This window comes from Amycolatopsis regifaucium (genome assembly GCF_001613935.1).
Lineage (GTDB): Bacteria > Actinomycetota > Actinomycetes > Mycobacteriales > Pseudonocardiaceae > Amycolatopsis > Amycolatopsis regifaucium.
Genome location: NZ_LQCI01000012.1, coordinates 315,822 through 333,642, shown reverse-complemented (window position 1 = coordinate 333,642; position 17,821 = coordinate 315,822). Strand labels below are relative to the sequence as shown.

General features: G+C 68.2%; 21 protein-coding genes. 5 read left to right on the top strand and 16 right to left on the bottom strand.

Features of this window, described 5'->3' with window-relative positions; translation table 11 throughout:
• Positions 1 to 3 precede the first annotated feature (3 nt).
• Positions 4 to 639 carry an MBL fold metallo-hydrolase gene (locus AVL48_RS16080; RefSeq protein ID WP_061981886.1) on the top strand — a complete coding sequence of 212 codons (636 nt, stop codon included), beginning with the start codon at positions 4 to 6 and terminating at the stop codon, positions 637 to 639.
• Here AVL48_RS16080 and AVL48_RS16075 read toward each other — a convergent pair.
• The 4 genes from AVL48_RS16075 to AVL48_RS16060 all read right to left on the bottom strand — a co-directional run bounded on the left by AVL48_RS16075 (position 636) and on the right by AVL48_RS16060 (position 4,418).
• Positions 636 to 1,805, bottom strand: a complete 1,170-nt coding sequence (locus tag AVL48_RS16075; protein WP_244162619.1) for a DUF418 domain-containing protein — start codon at positions 1,803 to 1,805, stop codon at positions 636 to 638. The two genes, AVL48_RS16080 and AVL48_RS16075, sit on opposite strands and share 4 nt — an antisense overlap.
• A gap of 138 nt (positions 1,806 to 1,943) precedes the next feature.
• On the bottom strand, positions 1,944 to 2,678 hold the full coding sequence (locus AVL48_RS16070) for a TetR/AcrR family transcriptional regulator (protein ID WP_061981885.1): 735 nt from the start codon (positions 2,676 to 2,678) through the stop codon (positions 1,944 to 1,946).
• Positions 2,679 to 2,730: 52 nt separating this feature from the next.
• A complete protein-coding gene (locus AVL48_RS16065; protein ID WP_177242323.1) occupies positions 2,731 to 3,441 on the bottom strand; it encodes a DUF2334 domain-containing protein in 711 nt (236 codons plus the stop codon).
• Positions 3,442 to 3,536: 95 nt separating this feature from the next.
• Entirely contained in the window at positions 3,537 to 4,418 is an 882-nt protein-coding gene (locus AVL48_RS16060; RefSeq protein WP_061981884.1) for a phosphoribosylaminoimidazolesuccinocarboxamide synthase, read from the bottom strand.
• Positions 4,419 to 4,453: 35 nt separating this feature from the next.
• Here AVL48_RS16060 and AVL48_RS16055 point away from each other — a divergent pair, with 35 nt between their 5' ends.
• Positions 4,454 to 5,260 (top strand): SAM hydrolase/SAM-dependent halogenase family protein, encoded by an 807-nt coding sequence (locus AVL48_RS16055; RefSeq protein ID WP_061981883.1) that lies wholly within the window; start codon positions 4,454 to 4,456, stop codon positions 5,258 to 5,260.
• Here the strand turns inward: AVL48_RS16055 and AVL48_RS16050 are convergent.
• From AVL48_RS16050 to AVL48_RS16005, 10 genes are all read right to left on the bottom strand, one after another.
• Positions 5,221 to 6,030, bottom strand: a complete 810-nt coding sequence (locus AVL48_RS16050; RefSeq protein WP_061981882.1) for an MOSC domain-containing protein — start codon at positions 6,028 to 6,030, stop codon at positions 5,221 to 5,223. The two genes, AVL48_RS16055 and AVL48_RS16050, sit on opposite strands and share 40 nt — an antisense overlap.
• Before the next feature lie 26 nt (positions 6,031 to 6,056).
• Entirely contained in the window at positions 6,057 to 6,803 is a 747-nt protein-coding gene (locus AVL48_RS16045) for an amino acid ABC transporter ATP-binding protein (RefSeq protein WP_061981881.1), read from the bottom strand.
• Complete coding sequence (locus AVL48_RS16040; RefSeq protein ID WP_061981880.1) at positions 6,800 to 7,558, bottom strand: amino acid ABC transporter permease; 759 nt, start codon at positions 7,556 to 7,558, stop codon at positions 6,800 to 6,802. The genes AVL48_RS16045 and AVL48_RS16040 overlap by 4 nt, the downstream gene beginning before the upstream one ends.
• The gene (locus AVL48_RS16035) at positions 7,559 to 8,341 is read right to left on the bottom strand and encodes an ABC transporter substrate-binding protein (RefSeq protein ID WP_061982008.1); all 783 of its coding nucleotides are present in this window, start codon (positions 8,339 to 8,341) and stop codon (positions 7,559 to 7,561) included. It abuts the gene before it with no gap.
• An 8-nt stretch (positions 8,342 to 8,349) separates the two neighbouring features.
• Entirely contained in the window at positions 8,350 to 9,123 is a 774-nt protein-coding gene (locus AVL48_RS16030) for an ABC transporter substrate-binding protein (protein ID WP_061981879.1), read from the bottom strand.
• A 5-nt stretch (positions 9,124 to 9,128) separates the two neighbouring features.
• Positions 9,129 to 9,956 carry a substrate-binding periplasmic protein gene (locus AVL48_RS16025; RefSeq protein ID WP_082857652.1) on the bottom strand — a complete coding sequence of 276 codons (828 nt, stop codon included), beginning with the start codon at positions 9,954 to 9,956 and terminating at the stop codon, positions 9,129 to 9,131.
• Positions 9,957 to 10,252: 296 nt separating this feature from the next.
• Entirely contained in the window at positions 10,253 to 11,683 is a 1,431-nt protein-coding gene (gene purB / locus AVL48_RS16020; protein WP_061981878.1) for an adenylosuccinate lyase, read from the bottom strand.
• A 133-nt stretch (positions 11,684 to 11,816) separates the two neighbouring features.
• On the bottom strand, positions 11,817 to 12,410 hold the full coding sequence (locus tag AVL48_RS16015; RefSeq protein ID WP_061981877.1) for a TetR/AcrR family transcriptional regulator: 594 nt from the start codon (positions 12,408 to 12,410) through the stop codon (positions 11,817 to 11,819).
• Between the two features lie 39 nt (positions 12,411 to 12,449).
• Positions 12,450 to 13,151: a hypothetical protein gene (locus AVL48_RS16010; protein ID WP_061981876.1), complete on the bottom strand. Its 702-nt coding sequence runs from the start codon at positions 13,149 to 13,151 to the stop codon at positions 12,450 to 12,452.
• Positions 13,138 to 13,656, bottom strand: coding sequence for a SigE family RNA polymerase sigma factor (locus AVL48_RS16005; protein WP_005152531.1), 519 nt, complete (start codon positions 13,654 to 13,656; stop codon positions 13,138 to 13,140). Before AVL48_RS16005 ends, AVL48_RS16010 begins: the two co-directional genes overlap by 14 nt.
• A gap of 134 nt (positions 13,657 to 13,790) precedes the next feature.
• On the opposite strand from AVL48_RS16005, the gene AVL48_RS16000 reads away from it, so the two are divergent.
• The 3 genes from AVL48_RS16000 to AVL48_RS15990 all read left to right on the top strand — a co-directional run bounded on the left by AVL48_RS16000 (position 13,791) and on the right by AVL48_RS15990 (position 16,330).
• Entirely contained in the window at positions 13,791 to 14,819 is a 1,029-nt protein-coding gene (locus tag AVL48_RS16000) for a threonine aldolase family protein (protein ID WP_061981875.1), read from the top strand.
• Between the two features lie 2 nt (positions 14,820 to 14,821).
• Positions 14,822 to 15,412, top strand: a complete 591-nt coding sequence (locus AVL48_RS15995; protein WP_061981874.1) for an HAD family hydrolase — start codon at positions 14,822 to 14,824, stop codon at positions 15,410 to 15,412.
• Positions 15,413 to 15,502: 90 nt separating this feature from the next.
• On the top strand, positions 15,503 to 16,330 hold the full coding sequence (locus AVL48_RS15990) for an SAM-dependent methyltransferase (protein ID WP_061981873.1): 828 nt from the start codon (positions 15,503 to 15,505) through the stop codon (positions 16,328 to 16,330).
• Here the strand turns inward: AVL48_RS15990 and AVL48_RS15985 are convergent.
• Together AVL48_RS15985 and AVL48_RS15980 are read right to left on the bottom strand one after the other, a co-directional pair.
• Positions 16,327 to 16,512 carry a hypothetical protein gene (locus AVL48_RS15985; protein ID WP_007032516.1) on the bottom strand — a complete coding sequence of 62 codons (186 nt, stop codon included), beginning with the start codon at positions 16,510 to 16,512 and terminating at the stop codon, positions 16,327 to 16,329. The two genes, AVL48_RS15990 and AVL48_RS15985, sit on opposite strands and share 4 nt — an antisense overlap.
• Before the next feature lie 134 nt (positions 16,513 to 16,646).
• Positions 16,647 to 17,813, bottom strand: coding sequence for a pyridoxal phosphate-dependent aminotransferase (locus tag AVL48_RS15980; protein WP_061981872.1), 1,167 nt, complete (start codon positions 17,811 to 17,813; stop codon positions 16,647 to 16,649).
• Positions 17,814 to 17,821: the final 8 nt, after the last annotated feature.

Genomic DNA, 17,821 nt, shown 5'->3' with positions numbered 1-17,821 from the left:
ACCATGCGTATTGTCCATTTTGGACACGCTTGCGTACTGCTGGAGACCGAGGGCGCACGGATCCTGATCGACCCCGGTGCCTTTTCGGCGGGTTTCGAGGGCGAGCGTGAGCTGGACGCCGTCCTGATCACCCACCAGCATTTCGACCATCTCGACGCCGACCGGCTGCCCGCGCTGCTGGAGGCGAATCCCGGCGCCCGGCTGATCGTGGACCCGGGCTCGGCCGAAGCCGCGGAGAAGCTCGGCGCGGAATTCCAGGTCGCGAACCCCGGCGACGCCTTCGGCATCGGGTCCAGCGGCATCAACGTCGTCGGTGGCGAGCACGCCGTGATCCACGACGAGATCCCGGTGATCCCGAACGTCGGCTACCTCGTCGACCACGGCGCGTTCTACCACCCCGGCGACTCGTTCTTCGTGCCGGAGCAGAAGATCGACATCCTCGGCCTGCCCACCGGTGCCCCGTGGCTCAAGGCGGGCGAAGCCGTGGACTACCTGCGCGCGGTCTCCCCGCGGCTCGCCGTGCCGATCCACGAAGCCGTGCTCGCGCGGCCGCAGATGCACTACGGCCTGTTCGCCAACCTCGCCCCGGAAGGCACCGAGGTGAAGGTCCTCGACCGGGGCGAGCCCGTGAAGCTCTAGCGGGTCGGTCGGTAGGCGAGTTTGCGCACCAGGATCTCCGCCGGGCCGCGATAGGACTTGCGGTGCATCAGGTACGCGACGACGACCGACAGCAGCCACACGCCGAGTCCGCAGGCCGCCGCCACGAACGTCGGGTTCTCGGCTTGGCCGCCGAGGCCGAGCATGAACGGGGGCGCGAGGATCAGCCAGGCCACCGACTGGAACAGGTAGGCGCTCAGTGTGCGTTGTCCGAGTGCGGAGATCGCGGTGACGACCACGCCGCGGTCGGCGGCCGCCCGCTTCCGGTCGAGCGCCATGCCGATGAGGCCGAACAGGCTGAGGTAGCCGATCGCGCCGAACAAACCGGCTCCCTCGTACATCGACTTGGCGAGCGCGGCGGTCTCGGCGTCGAGCTGGAGATAGTCGCCGGCGAAGAGGCCCATCGGCAGGGCGGCCGCGATGGCGATGCCGAAGCCGCCGAGCATCCCGGTCCACAGAAGCTTCCGGTTCTTTTCCGGCTCCTCCAGGACGCGTTTCTTCGCGGCCCACGCGCCGACCCAGACGAAGAGGATCGACGACAGCAGAACCGCCGTGGTGACCGGCCATTCCGTCAGACGCTCGCGCACGGCGTCGCCGTAGGTCGGCGCGAGCGAGGACGGATCCTCACTGGACGGGACCGGCGCCCCACCCGCGGTGTTGCCGGTGCTCACCAGATACCTCAGCACGGCGAGGTAGCAGAAGCCGAAACCCAGGTACAGCAACGGAATGCGATAGAAGCCCGGGCCGCGCCGCAGGAGCAGCAGGGTGAACACCACGCCGATGACGCCATACGCGCCGAGCACGTCACCGGAGAAGAACAGCACCCCGTCGACAGCGCCGAAGACCAGTAGCCACGCGTGCCGTCGGAGCAACACGCCACGCGTGCTCGCCCACGGCTGTCCCAGTCCCTGCTGCCGGTTGGCGAACTGCACCATCCCGTAGCCGAGCATCATGCCGAACAGCGGCAGCGCGCACGCGTGCACGAACACGAACAACACCACGAAGTAAGGGCGTTCCAGGCCCTCCGGCGTCTGGTCGACTCCCGGCGTGTTCCCGAGAAAGATGCTCGCGGTATGCGCCAGCGCGACAAGCAGCAGCGCGAAACCCCTGGCCAGATCCGGTGCCAGCACTCGCTCACTGGTCGGCACTGACGTGATCGTTCCTGGACGCGCTGGTGTGGTTCGGATTGTGCTCGACACGACTTGCCCCTCAGTCTCCGGAAGTAATTCGTGTCCAACGTACACTAAATAATGTCCGACGGATACTAACTCTGGAGCAGGAGTTGCTCAGTGAGCGTCGATGAGGGCGGCTACGCCGTTGAGAACGACATTGAGGCCGAAGGCGAAGTCGTGGTCGTCGGCCTGTTCGGGTTCCACGCCGAAGCCGAAGGCCAGGAAGCCCGCCGCGTCGGGGAAACGCTCCGCGTCGATCAGCTCCGCGAGCCCCTTGCCGTAGGCCTGCTCGGCCTGTGCCTGGCTCAACCCGCTGTGCTTCCGGCCCTCGGCGAGCTGGATGGCCTGTGCGCACGCGAGGCGGACGTAGCCACCGACCAAGAGCAGGATCCCGCCCTTGGTGCCCCAGTCGAGACCGGTGTCGCGCAGCGTGCGCAGGATCGCGTCCATCCAGGCCACGGCGTGTGGGCCGGCGGGCGGACCGGAAAGCGGCAGCTCGACCAGCCACGGGTGACTCATCAGCACTTCGCGGTTGGCCTCGGCCAACGTCGTCAGCCCGGCCCGCCAGTCACCGGTGGACTCCAGCTCCGGTGGGTCGCCGATGGCGACGTCGGCCATCAGCTCCAGCAGCTCCGGCTTCGAGCCGATGTGGCGGTAGAGCGACATCTTGGTGACGCCCAGCTCCTTCGCCACGTTCGCCAGCGTCACGTTCGCGACGCCTTCGCGATCGGCGAGCGCCACCGCGGCCGCCACGACGCTGTCGATGTCGAGCACCGACGGCCGTCCGCGCGTCGGACGCTCCGATCGCCGCCAGAGCCGCATCAACGTTTCCGGTGCGTCGTCGGTCATCCCGTCAATCTAGTGCAGTGACGCGTGATACTTGCGCGCGCAACTACCGCATCTAGAGGACTGAACGCGGGCGCCGGAGCGACCCGTAGGTGGTCCCGAACGCGCGATTCTCCAGCGAGACGTCGACGGCGTCGAGGAACGCCTGCCGCAGTCCCGGGCGGGCGAGGTCGGCGGCGTCGATGCCGAGCCGCACCAGCCCACCGCGTCGTGCGGCCCTGGCGGCGGCCAGCACCAGCGCGAAGCACCGGACGGTCTCCGTCCGCTGCGACGGCCCGCCGAACTCCTGCACCCTGGCGCGCTGGACCTGGCCGGACACCAGATCCCGCACCGAGACCAGGTCCGCACACAGCGTGAACCCGTGCTCGCGCAGGGCCTGCACGGTGCCCTCCGACCCGATCCAGCGCGGTGGCGCGAATCCGTCGACGGCCATGCCGTTGGCGTCGAGCGCCGCCTTCGCCGCGATCAGCCGCAGCCGCGCCTCGTGCGCGGGAAGCGCCGCGAACTCGGCGCGTTTGCCCAGGTAGACGGCGCGATGGGTGGGCGGGATCCGGTGGTCGTAACCGTGCAGGAGGACGGAGTCGCCACGAGCGCGGCGGGTCCGTACCCACTCGGTCACCGGGCCCTCGCCGGTACGAGCGGCATAGAGCACGGACAACGGGACCTTGCGCCGGTCGAGTTCGGCCGCGAGGTCGGCACAGCGGTGCAACGTCCGGGTGGTCACACCGGACAGGGAAACCAGCAAATGTGCGTCCACGATGCCCATTGGGCCAGACCGGCCTTGCGCCGGACTGACGACCGAGTAAACGCCGCAGGTCAGCCATACGAGGATTGACCGGTCCGTTCACTCGGCCGGGGGAATCAGGCGGGCCAATCGTCCAGCGAACACCCGGTGATGCGCTCATACGCGTCGATGTACCTCGCCCGGGTGGCGGCGACGATCTCAGCGGGCAACGGCGGCGGCTCCGGTCTGTTCTTGCGATGCCAGCCGGACGCGGGACCGGTGAGCCAGTCACGCAGCGGCTGCTTGTCGAACGACGGCCGCGGACTGCCCGGTGCCCAGCCCCCGGCCGGCCAGTAGCGGGACGAATCCGGGGTGAGGACCTCGTCGGCGAGGACGAGGTTCCCCTCGCGGTCGACGCCGAACTCCAGCTTCGTGTCGGCGAGCAGGATGCCGCGTTCGGCGGCGAATTCCGCGCCTCGGCGATAGACCGCCAGCGTCGCTTCGCGGACTTCTTCCGCCCGTTTGCGGCCGAATTGCCCGACGACATCGGAAAAGGTGATGTTTTCGTCGTGCGAGCCGTGATCGGCCTTGGTCGCGGGGGTGAAAATGGGCTCGGGGAGCCGGGAGGATTCGGTCAGGCCGGGAGGAAGTTCGACGCCACAGACCGAGCCGTGCGCGCGATAATCGGCGAGGCCGGTACCGGTGAGGTAGCCGCGGGCCACGGCTTCGACCGGCAGCATCGCCAGCCGCCGCACCAGCAGCGCGCGGCCGCGGACCTCGGCGGGGATGCGTTCGTCGTCGTAGGAGACAAGGTGGTTGGGAAGGACATCGGAGAGCTGGGAGAACCAGAACACGCTCATCGCGGTGAGCACCCGCCCCTTGTCGGGGATGGGCGTGTTGAAGATGACGTCGTAGGCGGAGATCCTGTCGGAAGTGACGAGCAGCAGATGCTCGTCATCGACGGCGTAAAGCTCACGGACCTTGCCGGCGGCGATCTTCGGGTATTCGAGCGTCGTCACGGCTGCACCCTAGCGATCAAGGATGTTGGCTGATCATGCCGATCCACTGCGTCTCCTTCACGACCGACTACGGCTTGAGCGACGGTTTCGTGGCCGCTTGCCACGGTGTGATCGCGCGGATCGCACCCTCGGCGAGACTCATCGACGTGAGCCACGAGATCCCTCCGCAGCAGGTCAGGACCGGCGCCGAGGTGCTGGCGCAGACCGCGCCCTTCCTTCCGGACGCGGTGCATCTCGCCGTCGTCGACCCCGGAGTCGGCACCGCGCGACGCGGCGTCGTGGTCGTCGCCGGGCGCGGAATCCTCGTCGGCCCGGACAACGGACTTCTCCTCCCGGCGGCCGAAGCACTCGGCGGAGTGAAAGCGGCCTACGAATTGACCGCCCCGGAATACCGCCTTCCGGTCACGTCGTCGACCTTCCACGGACGCGACCTCTTCGCTCCCGCGGCGGCGCATCTCGCGCTCGGCGTCGCCCCCGAGGAGTTCGGGCCGCCCGTAGCCGACCTCGTGCGGCTGCCGGATCCGTTCGTCGCGGTGTTCCCCGGCAAGCTGGTCGCCGAAGTGCTCACGGTCGACCACTTCGGCAACGTCCAGCTGGCCGCGAGCCCAGCCGACCTCGAACTGGCCGGACTCTCCGGCCCGGTCTCGGTCAGCAGCGCCCGCGTGCTGGTGAAAGCGCTCGTCGGCGACACCTTCGGCACGGTGCCGCCGGGCGAGAACGTGCTCTACACCGATTCGGCCGGACGGCTCGCGGTCGCGGTGAACGGCGGCTCGGCCGCGTCGGTGCTCGGACTCGGGCCCGGTCAGGAGTGCACGATCACCTCGTCGCCGACGGCGAGCTGACCCGGCCGGGTCACCGCCATCTTGATCCCGAACGACACGCCGCCCTCGGGCTCGCGGCGGTAGTCCGCGAGCGACCGGATCGGTTCGGGCCCCGCCTTCCGGCCGGTCTCCTGGTCGACCATCGGCACCGTGCACCGGATGCAGACCTTGGCGTAGCCCAGCTCCACACCGCCCACGCTGAGCGAGCGGACTTCGTCCTCTCGATGCGGCTCCGGCCAGCCCGCGACGACGATGTTGGGCCGGAACCGGTCCATCGGCACGGCCTCGGCACCACGCGACGCGATCCGCTCGTTCAGACCGTCCAAAGAGGACTCCGACGTCAGCAGGATCGCGTGCGCGTCGGCGAACGCGGCGGTGCCCGGGATCTCACCGTTGGTGACGCGCTCGTGCTCGGGCGCGAGCCCGACGAACACCGACGGAAGGCCGAGGACCTCCGAGAACCAGTCGGCGGCCTCGGCACCCTGGTGGACGCCCTTGCCCTGCCAGGTGAACGTCGACGCCGGCTGCCGCGGCCCGTCCGTGACCGTCTCGACCAGCAGGTCTTCGACGCCGGGAGCGGCGAGCCGCAGGCGGGCGCCGCCGTCCAGGACGTCCGCCCGGATCGACGCCATCACCGGATGCTTCCGCTGGCTGCGGAACTCGCCTTCCGGTGACACGACCATCCAGGCACGGTCGAACTGGAGACCCGCCGGGGTGACGTCGGCCGTGTCGACCGACGTCCCCGCGCAGCCCTTGACCGGGTAATAGACCAACCTCGCCACTCTCGCCATAGCCGCAGGTTAACGAGTCGCCGTCGTCAAAGCACCTGTGACAGGAACCGCTGCAACCGTTCGCTGCGCGGAGAGTCGAAGATCGCATCCGGAGCGTCATGTTCGACGATCTTCCCGGCGTCCATGAACGCGACCTCGTCGGCGACGCTGCGCGCGAAGCCCATCTCGTGGGTGACCACGAGCAGGGTCAGCCCGCGCTCGGCCAGCCCCGCCATGAGGTCGAGGACGCCCTTGACCAGCTCCGGGTCGAGCGCGCTGGTCGCCTCGTCGAACAGCATGACCTCGGGCTCCATCGCGAGCGCCCGCGCGATCGCGACCCGCTGCTGCTGGCCGCCCGAAAGCGCACTCGGCCGGTACGGCGCCTTGTCGGCGAGGCCGACTTCGGCGAGGCGGGCGTGCGCGATCTCGGCCGCTTCCGCCTTGCCGAGCTTCCGCACACTGCGCAGCGGCAGCGTGATGTTGTCCAGCACACTGCGGTGCCCGAACAGGTTGAAGTGCTGGAACACCATCCCGACCCGCTGGCGCAACGCGTCCGGGTCGGTGGAGATGACGCTCTCGCCGCCGAGCAGCAGGTCACCGGAGTCCGGCTCCTGCAGGCGGTTCACACAGCGCAACAGCGTCGACTTGCCGGAACCGGACGGGCCGACGATGCAGGTCGTGCGGCCCTTCTCGACCTTGAGGTTCACGCCTTTCAGTACCTCGAGGGTGCCGAAGGAGACGTGGATGTCGCGGAGTTCGACGCTCGAAGAGCGCACGTCGGCGGGGATCGTCATGACATCGGCACCTTTCCGCTGGTCAGGAGTTCCGGCTCGTCGCCGTCGTCGTCGACCCGGACCTTCTTGCCGGTGCGCAGCTTCTTGTCGATGTAGTTGACCAAGTGGGTCAACGGCACGGTGATCAGCAGGTAGAAGAAACCGGCCGCGACCAGCGGCGACAGGTTCCCGGTGTTGGCCGCGAGGTCCTGCCCGATCCGGAACAGGTCACGCTGCTCGGCGAGGAAACCGAGGAAGTACACCAGGCTGGAGTCCTTGATCAGCGCGATGAACTGGTTCACCAGCGCGGGCAGCACCCGGCGCACCCCCTGGGGGATGACGACGAGCGTCATCGCCTTGGTATAGCTCATGCCCAGCGCGCGGCTGGCCTCCATCTGTCCTTTTTCGACACTCTGGATCCCGGCGCGGAAGATCTCGCCGATGTAGGCGGCCGCGATCAGGCTGAGCGCCAAAATGCCCAGCGGATAGGTGTTCCTGGCCATCGACGGGAAGAGGATCCCGCCGCCCTGTCCGATCACCAGGATGGTGAGGATCGCGGGCAGGCCGCGGAAGATGTCGGTGTACACCCTGGCCGGCCAGCGTAGCCACACCTTGCTGGACAGGCCCATGGTGGCCAGCAGCATGCCGAGCACGGTGCCGATGATCGCCGCGAACACCGACATGATCAGCGTGTTCAGCAGCCCGGTCTTGAGCAGATCCGGGAAGACCTCCCAAATGTAGTCCCAGTTCAGGAAGGTGTTGAGGAAGTCGTTCACTTACTTCTGCCCGGCCTTGAACTCCGCGGGCACCGGCGCGTTCGGTTCGAACCGCTGGTGCACCTTTTCCCAGGTCCCGTCGGCGATGACCGCCTTGAGCCCGGCGTTGATCTTGCCTGCCAGTTCGGTGTTGCCTTTCTTGACCGCGAAACCGTGCGGAATGGTCGTGGTGATCGCCTTGACCATCTTGAGTTTCGCGTCCGGGTTCTTCGCCGTGTAGTCCTCGGCGGTCGCCTGGTCGAACACCGCGCCGTCGATCGCGCCCGTCTTGAGCGCGGCGAGGGCGGCGGCGTCCTGCGGGAACCGGACGGCCTGCGCGGCGGGCGCGTTCGCCGACAGCCAGCTGTCGGACACCGTGCCCTGGACGACGCCGATTCGCTTACCGGCCAAGGTGTTCTCGTCGGTGATGTCGACACCCTCGCGGGTTTCGATGCCGAGCGACTGGTAGTTGTACGGCGCCGAGAAGTCGACCGTTTTGCGGCGTTCGTCGGTCTGGGAGATCCCGGAACTGCCGATGTCGAACTTACCGTTGGCGACCTGGCTCAGCAGGGCCGAGAACTCCGTGGAGACGAACTCGAGTTTCAGGTTCTGATGCGCGGCGATGGCCTTCAGCAACTCGTTGTCGAACCCGGTGAACACGCCGTTTTCCTGATAGGCGTTGGGTTTCGAGTCGCTGAGCGTGCCGACGCGCAGCGTGTCACCGCTCGCGCTTTCACCGCCGCCGCACGCCGCCAGCACCGCCATGAGGGCTGCGCTGACGACAGCGGCGAGTGACTTCTTCATCGTGATCCTCACGCCTTGAACTGATCGGGGACCGGCGCCGTCGGCAGGAACCGCTCGTGCAGTTTCACCCAGGTCCCGTCGGCGATGACCTGCTTCAGGCCCTCGTTGATCTTCGTCTGCAGTTCGGTGTTGCCCTTCTTCACCGCGAAGCCGTGCGGGACGTCGGTGGTGAAGGACTTGACGACCTTGAGCTTCACGTCGGTGCTGTCCTTGACGTTGGTCTCGGCGATCGCCTGGTCGAGGACGTAGGCGTCGACGGCGCCGCTCTTGAGCGCGGCCAGCGCCGGGGCGTACCCGGGGAAGCGCACGGCCTGCGCGTCCGGCACGGTCGAGGTCAGCCACTTGTCGCCGACGGTCGCCTGGATCACCGCGACCCGCTTGCCCGACAAGGCCTTCTCTTCGGTGATCGGCGAGCCGTCCTTGGTCTGGATGCTCATCACTTCGAAGTTGTACGGGCTGGAGAAGTCGACGTTCTTCTTGCGCTCGTCGGTCTGCGCGATGGCCGAACTGCCGATGTCGAACTGGTTGTTCGCGACCTGGCCCAGCAGCGAGGAGAAGTCCGTCGAAACGAACTCCAGCTTCAGGTTCTGTTTGGCGGCGATGGCCTTCAGCAGCTCGTTGTCGAAGCCGGTGAAGTTGCCGTTCTCGACATAGATGTTCGGCGGGGCGTCGCTCAGCGTCCCGACACGCAAGGTCTTTTCGGTGACGGCCTCACCGCCACCGCAGGCGGTGAGGACCGCGAGCAGTCCGGCGGCGAGTGTCGCGATCAAAGTTTTCTTCATGGTGTTCAGACCCCCTGGTTCTGCACAGGCAGGCCGGGGCCACCCTGCTCGAGTTCCTTCGGCAGCGGCTCGGTCTTGAAGAACTGAGCGTGCAGCCGGGCGACGGTGCCGTCGGCGACGGCCTTCGCGAGACCGTCGTTGAGCTTCTTCAGCAGTTCCTTGTTGTCCTTGCGGACGGCGAACGCGGACGGCGTGTCCTTGGTTTCGACGGTGTAGCCGAGCTCCAGCGGCACGCCCGGGTTCTGGTCGATGTACTTCTGGCCGATGTCCTTCGGCACGACCCAGCCGTCGAGGCTGCCCGCCTTCAGCTGCGCGAAACCGGCGTTGTAGTCGGGGAAGCGCACGACGTTGGCGCCAGGGACCTTGCCGCTGGCGAAATCGTCCTGCACCGACGCCTGCACGACGCCGAGCCGCTTGCCTGCGAACGCGGCGACGTCCTTGAGAGCCGCGCCCTTCTTGGTGAGGATCGTGGTGAACCCGGTGCTGTAGCCGTTGCTGAACGCGACGGTCTTCTTGCGGGCCTCGGTGGTGGAGATCGTGGAGCTGCCGATGTCGAACTTGTTGGTGGCGACGGCGGCCAGCAGACCGGCGAATTCGGTGCCGACGAACTCGACCTCGAAGCCCTCGCGCTTCGCGATGTCACGGAGCAGCTCGTTGTCGTAACCGGTGAAGGTGCCGTTCTCCAGGTAGATGGACGGCGGCGCGTCGGTCAGGGTGCCGACGCGCAGCTTCTGGCCACCGGTGGCGGTGTCACCGGAACCGCAGGCGGCGAGGGCGAGGGTGACCGCACCCGCCGTGACGACGGCGACGAATTTCGACAGCGTGGATCTCATCGCTTCTTCCGTGGGTTCGGCGCGCAAGGCGCGATACAAGCACGCCAGGCCTCAGGATGGGCGGCCTGGCGCTCCGGGTTCAGCGATCGAGATTAGGGAATTCGCCCGTTCGAGTAACTTCGTCTCAGTATTTGATATCGCGCGGCCGGGATCACGCTGCCAGGGCGCCCATCGTTGGACTTGCAGGTCACGAAAGCGTCAGGGGCGCCCTGCCATCGTGATCCCGGGGCCTGGCGGCCTAAAACGCGCGACTTCAAGGGATCAAGAGACCTTGGTCACCGGAGGCCTTGGTCACGTCAGAGAATCGGGGCTGGCGAGTAGACGGCGGCCTCCGGGAAGCGCTTGAGGACGTCCTCGACGCGCGACGCGATCGCGGCCACCTGACGCGGGGCGACACCGGTGAACGAGATCCGGTCGGCGAGCAGTTTGTCCAGCTCACCGCGGTCGAGCGGGATGCGCTCGTCGGCGGCGAGGCGGTCGAGGAGGTCGTTTTCCGCGAGCCCCTGCTCCCGCATGGCGAGCGCGACGCCGACGGCGTTCTCCTTGATCGCCTCGTGCGCGGTTTCCCGCCCCACCCCCGCGCGGATCGAGGCCATGAGCACCTTGGTGGTCGCGAGGAACGGCAGATAGCGATCGAGCTCACGGGAAATGACCGCCGAAAAGGCGCCGAACTCGGCCAGCACCGTGAGGAAGGTCTCCAGCAGACCGTCGAGCGCGAAGAACGCGTCCGGCAGCGCGACCCGGCGGACGACGGAATCGGAGACGTCGCCCTCGTTCCACTGGTCTCCGGCGAGCTCACCGATCATCGAGAGGTAGCCGCGCAGCACGACGGCGAGTCCGTTGACCCGCTCGCAGGACCGCGTGTTCATCTTGTGCGGCATGGCCGACGAGCCGACCTGGCCCGGCTTGAAGCCTTCGGTGACCAGTTCGTGGCCCGCCATCAAGCGGATCGTCTTCGCCAGGCTCGACGGAGCGGCCGCGAGCTGGACCACCGTGGACAGCACGTCGAAGTCGAGCGACCGCGGGTACACCTGGCCGACGCTGGTGAACACCCGCTCGAAGCCGAGGTGGGCCGCGACCCGCGACTCCAGTTCGTCCAAAGTGGACTCGTCACCGAGCAGGTCGAGCATGTCCTGCGCGGTGCCGACCGGCCCCTTGATCCCGCGCAGCGGGTAGCGGCCGATCAGGTCATCGAGCCGCTCGAACGCGACGAGCAGTTCGTCGGCGGCGGTGGCGAAGCGCTTGCCCAGCGTCGTCGCCTGCGCGGCGACGTTGTGGGAACGGCCTGCCATCACGGTGTCGGCGTGCTCCACCGCGATCGCGGCGAGCCTGGCCAGCACCGCGCCGACCCGGCTGCGCATCAGCTCCAGCGAACGCCGCACCTGCAGCTGCTCGACGTTCTCGGTGAGGTCACGCGACGTCATGCCCTTGTGCACGTGCTCGTGGCCGGCGAGCGCGTTGAACTCCTCGATCCGGGCCTTCACGTCGTGACGGGTGACCCGCTCGCGCGCGGCGATCGAGTCGAGGTCGACCTGCTCCAGCACGCGCTCGTAGTCGGCGACGACCCCGTCGGGCACCTCGACGCCGAGGTCGGCCTGTGCCCGGAGCACGGCGAGCCAGAGCTCGCGCTCCAGCACGACCTTGCGTTCCGGGGACCACAGTTCGACCAGCTCAGGCGAGGCGTAGCGGCCGGCGAGCACGTTGGGGATGCGGGGCTTTTCCGTCACGCGGCCAGCCTAACCCGCCGCATTCAGTCCTCTGAACGCGCTCGTCCCCACCCCGCGCCCCGCGTTTCGTCCTCTGAATGCGGTGGTTCGTATCGCCAACTACCGCATTCAGAGGACGAAACGCATGACGGGGCTAGGCGAGGGCGGCTTGCAGCATGCGGGCGGCGGCGGACCGAGGCTCCGGGTCGACCTCGATCAGGGCGTTGACGACGGCGCCGTCGACAAGGGCGACCAGCCGCTCCAGTTCGGCGCTGTCCACCGGAGTGCCGGAGCGCGCGAAGATCTCGTGGAGCAGCTCGTACAGCTGCGCGGACAGCGTCCGCATCAGGGGCCGCAAATACGGACGGCGGCCGGTGCCGACCAGGCGTTCGTAGCGCAGGAGGACGGCCTCCGCGTCGGCCTCGCGATCCGGGCGGATCGGGCCAAGCAGCATGTCCAGCACCAGGTCGACAGTGGCTTCGACACCGCGATTGCGGGTCGCCAGTTCTTCGAGCCGGTTCCGCCCCGTCGCCAGCTCCTGGTTCGAGTGGTGTTCGACAGCGGCGGTGACGAGTTCTTCGAGCGAATCGAAGTAGTACGTCGTCGAGGCCAATGGCAAGCCCGCCCGTTCGGCCACCGCGCGATGCCGCACGGCGTCGAAGCCGCCCTCGGCCAGCAGTGACGCGGCGGCCTCGATGAGCTCGGCGCGCCGTCGCTCACCCTTCGGCGTTGTCGCTGCGGCAGTCATGACGGGCTATTTTGCCAGGCCTCTTCAGTACAGGTGTGCTCAGTAGCGGGCGGCGAGCGCACCGGCGAACCGGTCGACGTCCGCCTCTCCGAACACCGGCCCGCCCGAGCCGTCGCCGAGGCTCACCACGACCACCAGCGATCCCTTGACGGTGGTCCGCTCGGCACCGGACGCCCCGGCGGGCAAAGTCGGCGGAGCCGCGCCCGCCGGGAAGACCGCGGCGGAAACCGTGCCGCCCGGCACCTGGAACCCCGCGGACCTGGCTCCCGTCGTACAGATGTCGCCGGGCGTCGACTTGGCGACATCCACGGGGACCGGGAGCTCGCCAGCGAGGGCGGTGGCGAGCTCCCGATCCACCTGGTCGCACCCGTAGGTGCCTTCGGCCGACATCTGGCCGGTCTTCTCCGGCCCGCTGCCCCCCTGCTGAGGCGGCGGGTTGGAGAAGTTCGAGGCCTCCCCGTCGAGAGGACGTGCGGAAGCCGCTTCGGGTTGCCCGGCGGAAGCGGCCTCGTTGTCGGACTTCACCGCTGTCGGCGAACCGAAGTCGACGTCGCCGAGCACGCCGAACATGCCCACTCCGCCCAAGACCAAAACCAGTGCACTACAGGCCACCGCGATACCGTTGCGGCGCCGTGCAGTGGCGCGTTCGGCGGCGCGGACGACGTCGGCGGCGTCGAAGCTCGGCGGCGGCGCGTCACCGGGGGCGTCACGGAACAACGCCTTCAGCTCATTCTCGTCCATCCCGTGCCACCTCCTCCTTCTCCATGACCTGCCTGAGGTTCGCCAGCCCCCGCGCGGTCTGGCTCTTCACGTTCCCTTCGCTGCAGCCGAGCGCCTTCGCCGCCGCACCGACGTCCAGCCCCTCGAAGAACCGGAGCACCAGCACGGCCCGCTGCTTCGGGGGCACCTCTCGCAACGCGGCCAGCAGGTCTTCCCTGGTGACGACCTGTTCACCGAGGTCGAAACCGTCCTGCGGCGGTTCGGGCAGCTCTTCGGTCTGCCACTCCCGCCGCCACGGCCGCCTCGATTCGTCGATGGCCGCCCTGACCAGCGTCTTCCGCACATAGGCGTCGGTCGCCGCCCGTTCCCTGATCTTCTTCCACCTCCGGTGCAGCGCGACGAACGCCGTCTGCGCGAGATCGTCCGCGCGATGCCAGTCACCGCAAAGCATGTACGCGGTCCTGCGCACGGAGTCCCGCTTCGCGGCGAAGTACTCCGCGAACTCTTGTTCGTCGCGCTGGTTCACGCGGTTGTTGTCTCCGCTCTTGCCTCGTCGGTGGATAGGACGGAACCGGGGGCGTCCACGGTTGCATGAGCGGGCGTGGCGGACCAGCCGGGAGGAGGTTACTGGCGGACCGGACGATGTGATGTGATCGTACCGTGACCTTGAGCCCCGACTCGTTGATCGATTTCCGCTCCGACACCGTCACCCGGCCGGACAGCGTCATGCGCGAGGCCATGGCGAAAGCCGAGGTCGGCGACAACGTCCTCGACGGAGATCCGACCACCGCCGCCCTCGAACAGCGTGCCGCGAAACTCCTCGGCATGCCCGCCGCGCTCTGGACCCCGAGCGGGACCATGGCGAACCTGATCGCGCTGAGCCTCCATCTCCAGCGCGGTGACCGCTTCCTCGCGCCGCGCGGCTCGCACGTGATCACCGACGAGCTCGGCTCGGCCGCCTGGCTGGCGGGTGGCATGGCGGATCCGCTGGAGCACGACGCCGGGCCCGGACGGCCGACGCCGGACACGCTCTCGGCCGCGATCGGCACCCCCATCGGGCCGTACTACTCGCTGCGCACCACGCTGTTGTGCCTGGAGAACACGCACAACTCGGCGGGCGGCGCGGTCACCCCGCCGGATGAGCACGCCCAGCTGCTCGCGGTGGCGAAGCAGGCCGGGCTCACCGTGCACCTCGACGGCGCCCGCCTCTGGCACGCGGCGGTCGCGCTGCGGGTCCCGCCCGCCGCGCTCACGGTCGGCGTCGACAGTGTTTCGGCCTGCTTCTCCAAGGGGCTCGGCGCGCCGGTCGGCTCGGTGCTGGCGGGCAGCGCGGAGTTCATCGAGCGGGCGCGGCGGATGCGCCAGATGCTCGGCGGCGGCGTCCGGCAGAGCGGGGTGCTGGCCGCGGCCTGTCTGGTCGCGCTGGACCGCATCGACGAACTGGCCGAAACGCACGAGAACGCGGCACGGCTCGCGGCCGGGCTCGCCGAACACGGCTGGGAGGTCAACGAGCCCGAGACCAACATCGTGCTGGCCGCCGCTCCCGATCTCCAAGGCCGCCTGAAGCTGCTGGACGGGCTCGGGATCCGCGTGCTGCCGACGGCGGGCCGGGTCCGGTTCGTGGTGCACCGGGACCTCTCGGCCGCCGACATCGAGGAAACCCTTCACCGCATCAGGACCGGGAGCTGACCGTGAACTGGATCGTCTTCGACTACGGCGACGTCATCAGCGAGCACACCGACGCGCTGCCGACCCTGGCCAAGGCCTTCGGCGTCGAAGTGGCCGAATTCGAGCCGCATTACTGGGCGGAGCGGATCCGGTACGACTCCGGCGGCACGGACCTCGAGTACTGGCAAAGCCTTGGCCGCGCGTTCGGCGTCGAGGTCGACCGGGCTTTCTCCGACGAGCTGACCCGGACCGACGTCACCGGCTGGTCGCACGTGGAACCGGCGGTGCTCGAACTGCTGGAAGGCCTGCACGAGGCGGGTGCCGCGCTCGCACTGCTCTCCAACGCGTCGTCGACCTTCGGACGCTGGGTACGCGAGCAGGACTGGGCGCGCCTCTTCCGGGTGACGCTCTTTTCCGGCGATGTCGGCTGCATGAAGCCCGACGCGAAAATCTACCGGATCCTGCTCGGCGAACTCGGCGCCGAGCCGGCCGACTGCCTGTTCTTCGACGATCGTCAGTCCAATGTGGACGGTGCGCGGGCGGTGGGGATGAAGGCGGAACGCTGGGTCGGCGTGACAACAGTGAAATACGCCTTCGGCTCTTCGGAGGAATAATTCACCCTCGTCGCTCATCCGCTTACGCGCGGTGAATCGGATGACCTAAGCTGGCTTTCGTCCCGAACCGAATTTCCACGGTAGGTGCCCATGCCAGGTCCAGTCGCCCGGCGTCCGATCGTGCCCGTCGATTTCGACCGGCCGAGCATCGCGCGAGTTTTCGACGCGCTTCTGGGCGGCCAGGACAACTACGAGGCCGACAGGGTGGTGCTGCGCCAGATCCTGGAGCTGGCCCCGGATGCGCAGGTCATGGCCAAGGAGGTCCGGCACTGGCTGGTGCGGACCGTGCGCTACCTGACCGACCGGGAGCGCGTCGAGCAGTTCCTCGATCTCGGTTCCGGCTTCCCGACCGGGGACAACACGCATCAGGTCGCGCAGCGGTACAACCCCGAGGCGCGGGTCGTCTACGTCGACCACGATCCGGTGGTATTGGCGCACGGCCGCGCACAACTCGCGGCGAACGACTTCGCGCATATGGCGGGTAACGACCTGACGGAACCGGCCGAGCTCCTCGAGGAACTCGCCAGTACCCACCGGCTGGATTTCGACCGTCCGATCGGGCTGATCCTGTGCGCGATCATCCACCACATCGCCGACATCGACGAAGCGCGGAAGATCGTCCGCGCCTATGTCGACGCGCTGGCCCCCGGCTCGTTCGTCGTGGTGCTGCACCAGCACAATCCGGCTGACGGCTCGGAAGCGGCCGATGTCGCGACGTCACTCGAAAAGCGCTTCACCGGCACCGGACTCGACACGTTCTTCCGCACGCGCGAGGAGATCGAGTCGCTCTTCGAGGGGCTCGACCTCGTCGACCCCGGGCTGACGTACCCGCATCTGTGGTGGCCGGACGGCCCGCGCTTCACCCCGCTTTCGCCCGTGAACTTCACGTCGCTCGGCGGGGTGGCGCGCAAACCCTAACGGCGGAGCTGTTTCGGGGTCCCCTTGCCCTTGATGGCGCCATACGCGGCCGTGCCGAGGAAGACCGCACCGCCGATGACGGCGATCCAAAAGACGGCCTTCACCAGGAAACCGAGCACGGACCCGAGCACCATGAAGGCCACCCAAGCCAGAATCAGCCCGCCGACGATCTTCCAGAACATGGCATCCTCCGATTGCCTCACCTCGCCCAAGCGGGCCCGGTGAGTCCAGGTTGTCAGGCAGAACTCGCGAGCGCCTTCGTTCTGCCCAACGTTCAGGGAGAATTCGGGGTTCCCCCTGACCTATGAGCGCTGACCTATGAGCGCTGACTTGTGAGCCAGTCGCCGAGCCTGCGGACGCCCTCGTCGATGTCCTCGCGCGAACCCGCGAACGAGAACCGCACGAACCGGCCCCCGTCGACGGGGTCGAAGTCGATGCCGGGAGCGATCGCGACGCCGGTGTCGGCGAGGATCCGCTGACACCAGCTGAGGCTGTCGTGCGTGTACTCGGAGACGTCGGCGTAGGCGTAGAAGGCGCCTTCGGCCGGCGCGAGCTTCTCGATGCCGATGCCCTTGAGACCGGCGAAGAGCGCGTCACGGTTGGCTCGGTAGCGCTCGACGTGGCCGTCGGCCTCCGCGTACGCCTCCGGGGTGAACGCGGCGATTGCGGCGTGCTGGGAGACCGCGGGCGGGCAGATGGTGAAGTTGCCGGTCAGGACGTCGATAGCGCGGTGCAGCCGCTGGGGCGCGAGCATCCAGCCGAGCCGCCAGCCGGTCATGGCGAAGTACTTCGAGAACGAACCGAGGACGAGTGCCTCCGTCCCGTACTGCCAGGCGCAGTCGAGCCCGGCGCCGTAGGAGATCCCGTGGTAGATCTCGTCGCTGATCAACTGCACGCCGTGTGACGCGCACCAGCCGCTGATCGCGGCGAGTTCACCCGGAGGAAGCACGGTGCCGGTGGGATTGCTCGGACTGGCCACGATGAGTCCCTTGATCGGACCCAGTTCGTCGAGCAGGCCGACCGTCGGCTGGAAGTTCGTCTCGGGTCCGGTCGCGAACTCGACGACCTCGCAGCCGAGCACTTTCAGCAGGTTGCGGTAGGCCGGATAGCCGGGACGCGCCATCGCGACCCGGTCACCCGGCTCGAAGGCGCTCAGGAACGACAACAGGAACCCGCCGGAGGAGCCGGTCGTCATGATGACGTCCTGCGGGCTCACGTCGACCGAGTAGGTGCGGTGGTAGTGCGCCGCCACGGCCTCGCGCAGTTCGAGAATGCCGAGTTGTTCGGTGTAGCCGAGGGTGTGGTCCTTCAGTGCCCGCTGGGCGGCTTCAAGCACCGGCTGTGGTGCGGGCGCGGACGGCTGGCCCGCGACCAGCGGGACCAGGTCGCCGTGGCTGCGCTGCCGTGCCTGCGCGGCCGAAAGGACGTCCATGACATGGAACGGCGGGACGTCGGAACGAGCGGCGGGACCGGGAAAGGACATGGAGTGAG

What these genes read in the sequence shown, in the direction of transcription:
- AVL48_RS15985 (WP_007032516.1), bottom strand. Translation starts at nt 16,512, where the DNA reads ATGTTCTGGAAGATCGTCGGCGGGCTGATTCTGGCTTGGGTGGCCTTC.
- AVL48_RS16045 (WP_061981881.1), bottom strand. Translation starts at nt 6,803, where the DNA reads ATGACGATCCCCGCCGACGTGCGCTCTTCGAGCGTCGAACTCCGCGAC.
- AVL48_RS16050 (WP_061981882.1), bottom strand. Translation starts at nt 6,030, where the DNA reads ATGGCGAGAGTGGCGAGGTTGGTCTATTACCCGGTCAAGGGCTGCGCG.
- AVL48_RS16080 (WP_061981886.1), top strand. Translation starts at nt 4, where the DNA reads ATGCGTATTGTCCATTTTGGACACGCTTGCGTACTGCTGGAGACCGAG.
- AVL48_RS16015 (WP_061981877.1), bottom strand. Translation starts at nt 12,410, where the DNA reads ATGACTGCCGCAGCGACAACGCCGAAGGGTGAGCGACGGCGCGCCGAG.
- AVL48_RS16030 (WP_061981879.1), bottom strand. Translation starts at nt 9,123, where the DNA reads ATGAAGAAAACTTTGATCGCGACACTCGCCGCCGGACTGCTCGCGGTC.
- AVL48_RS16035 (WP_061982008.1), bottom strand. Translation starts at nt 8,341, where the DNA reads ATGAAGAAGTCACTCGCCGCTGTCGTCAGCGCAGCCCTCATGGCGGTG.
- AVL48_RS16010 (WP_061981876.1), bottom strand. Translation starts at nt 13,151, where the DNA reads ATGGACGAGAATGAGCTGAAGGCGTTGTTCCGTGACGCCCCCGGTGAC.
- AVL48_RS16025 (WP_082857652.1), bottom strand. Translation starts at nt 9,956, where the DNA reads ATGAGATCCACGCTGTCGAAATTCGTCGCCGTCGTCACGGCGGGTGCG.
- AVL48_RS15990 (WP_061981873.1), top strand. Translation starts at nt 15,503, where the DNA reads ATGCCAGGTCCAGTCGCCCGGCGTCCGATCGTGCCCGTCGATTTCGAC.
- AVL48_RS15980 (WP_061981872.1), bottom strand. Translation starts at nt 17,813, where the DNA reads ATGTCCTTTCCCGGTCCCGCCGCTCGTTCCGACGTCCCGCCGTTCCAT.
- AVL48_RS16070 (WP_061981885.1), bottom strand. Translation starts at nt 2,678, where the DNA reads ATGACCGACGACGCACCGGAAACGTTGATGCGGCTCTGGCGGCGATCG.
- AVL48_RS16055 (WP_061981883.1), top strand. Translation starts at nt 4,454, where the DNA reads ATGCCGATCCACTGCGTCTCCTTCACGACCGACTACGGCTTGAGCGAC.
- AVL48_RS16065 (WP_177242323.1), bottom strand. Translation starts at nt 3,441, where the DNA reads ATGGGCATCGTGGACGCACATTTGCTGGTTTCCCTGTCCGGTGTGACC.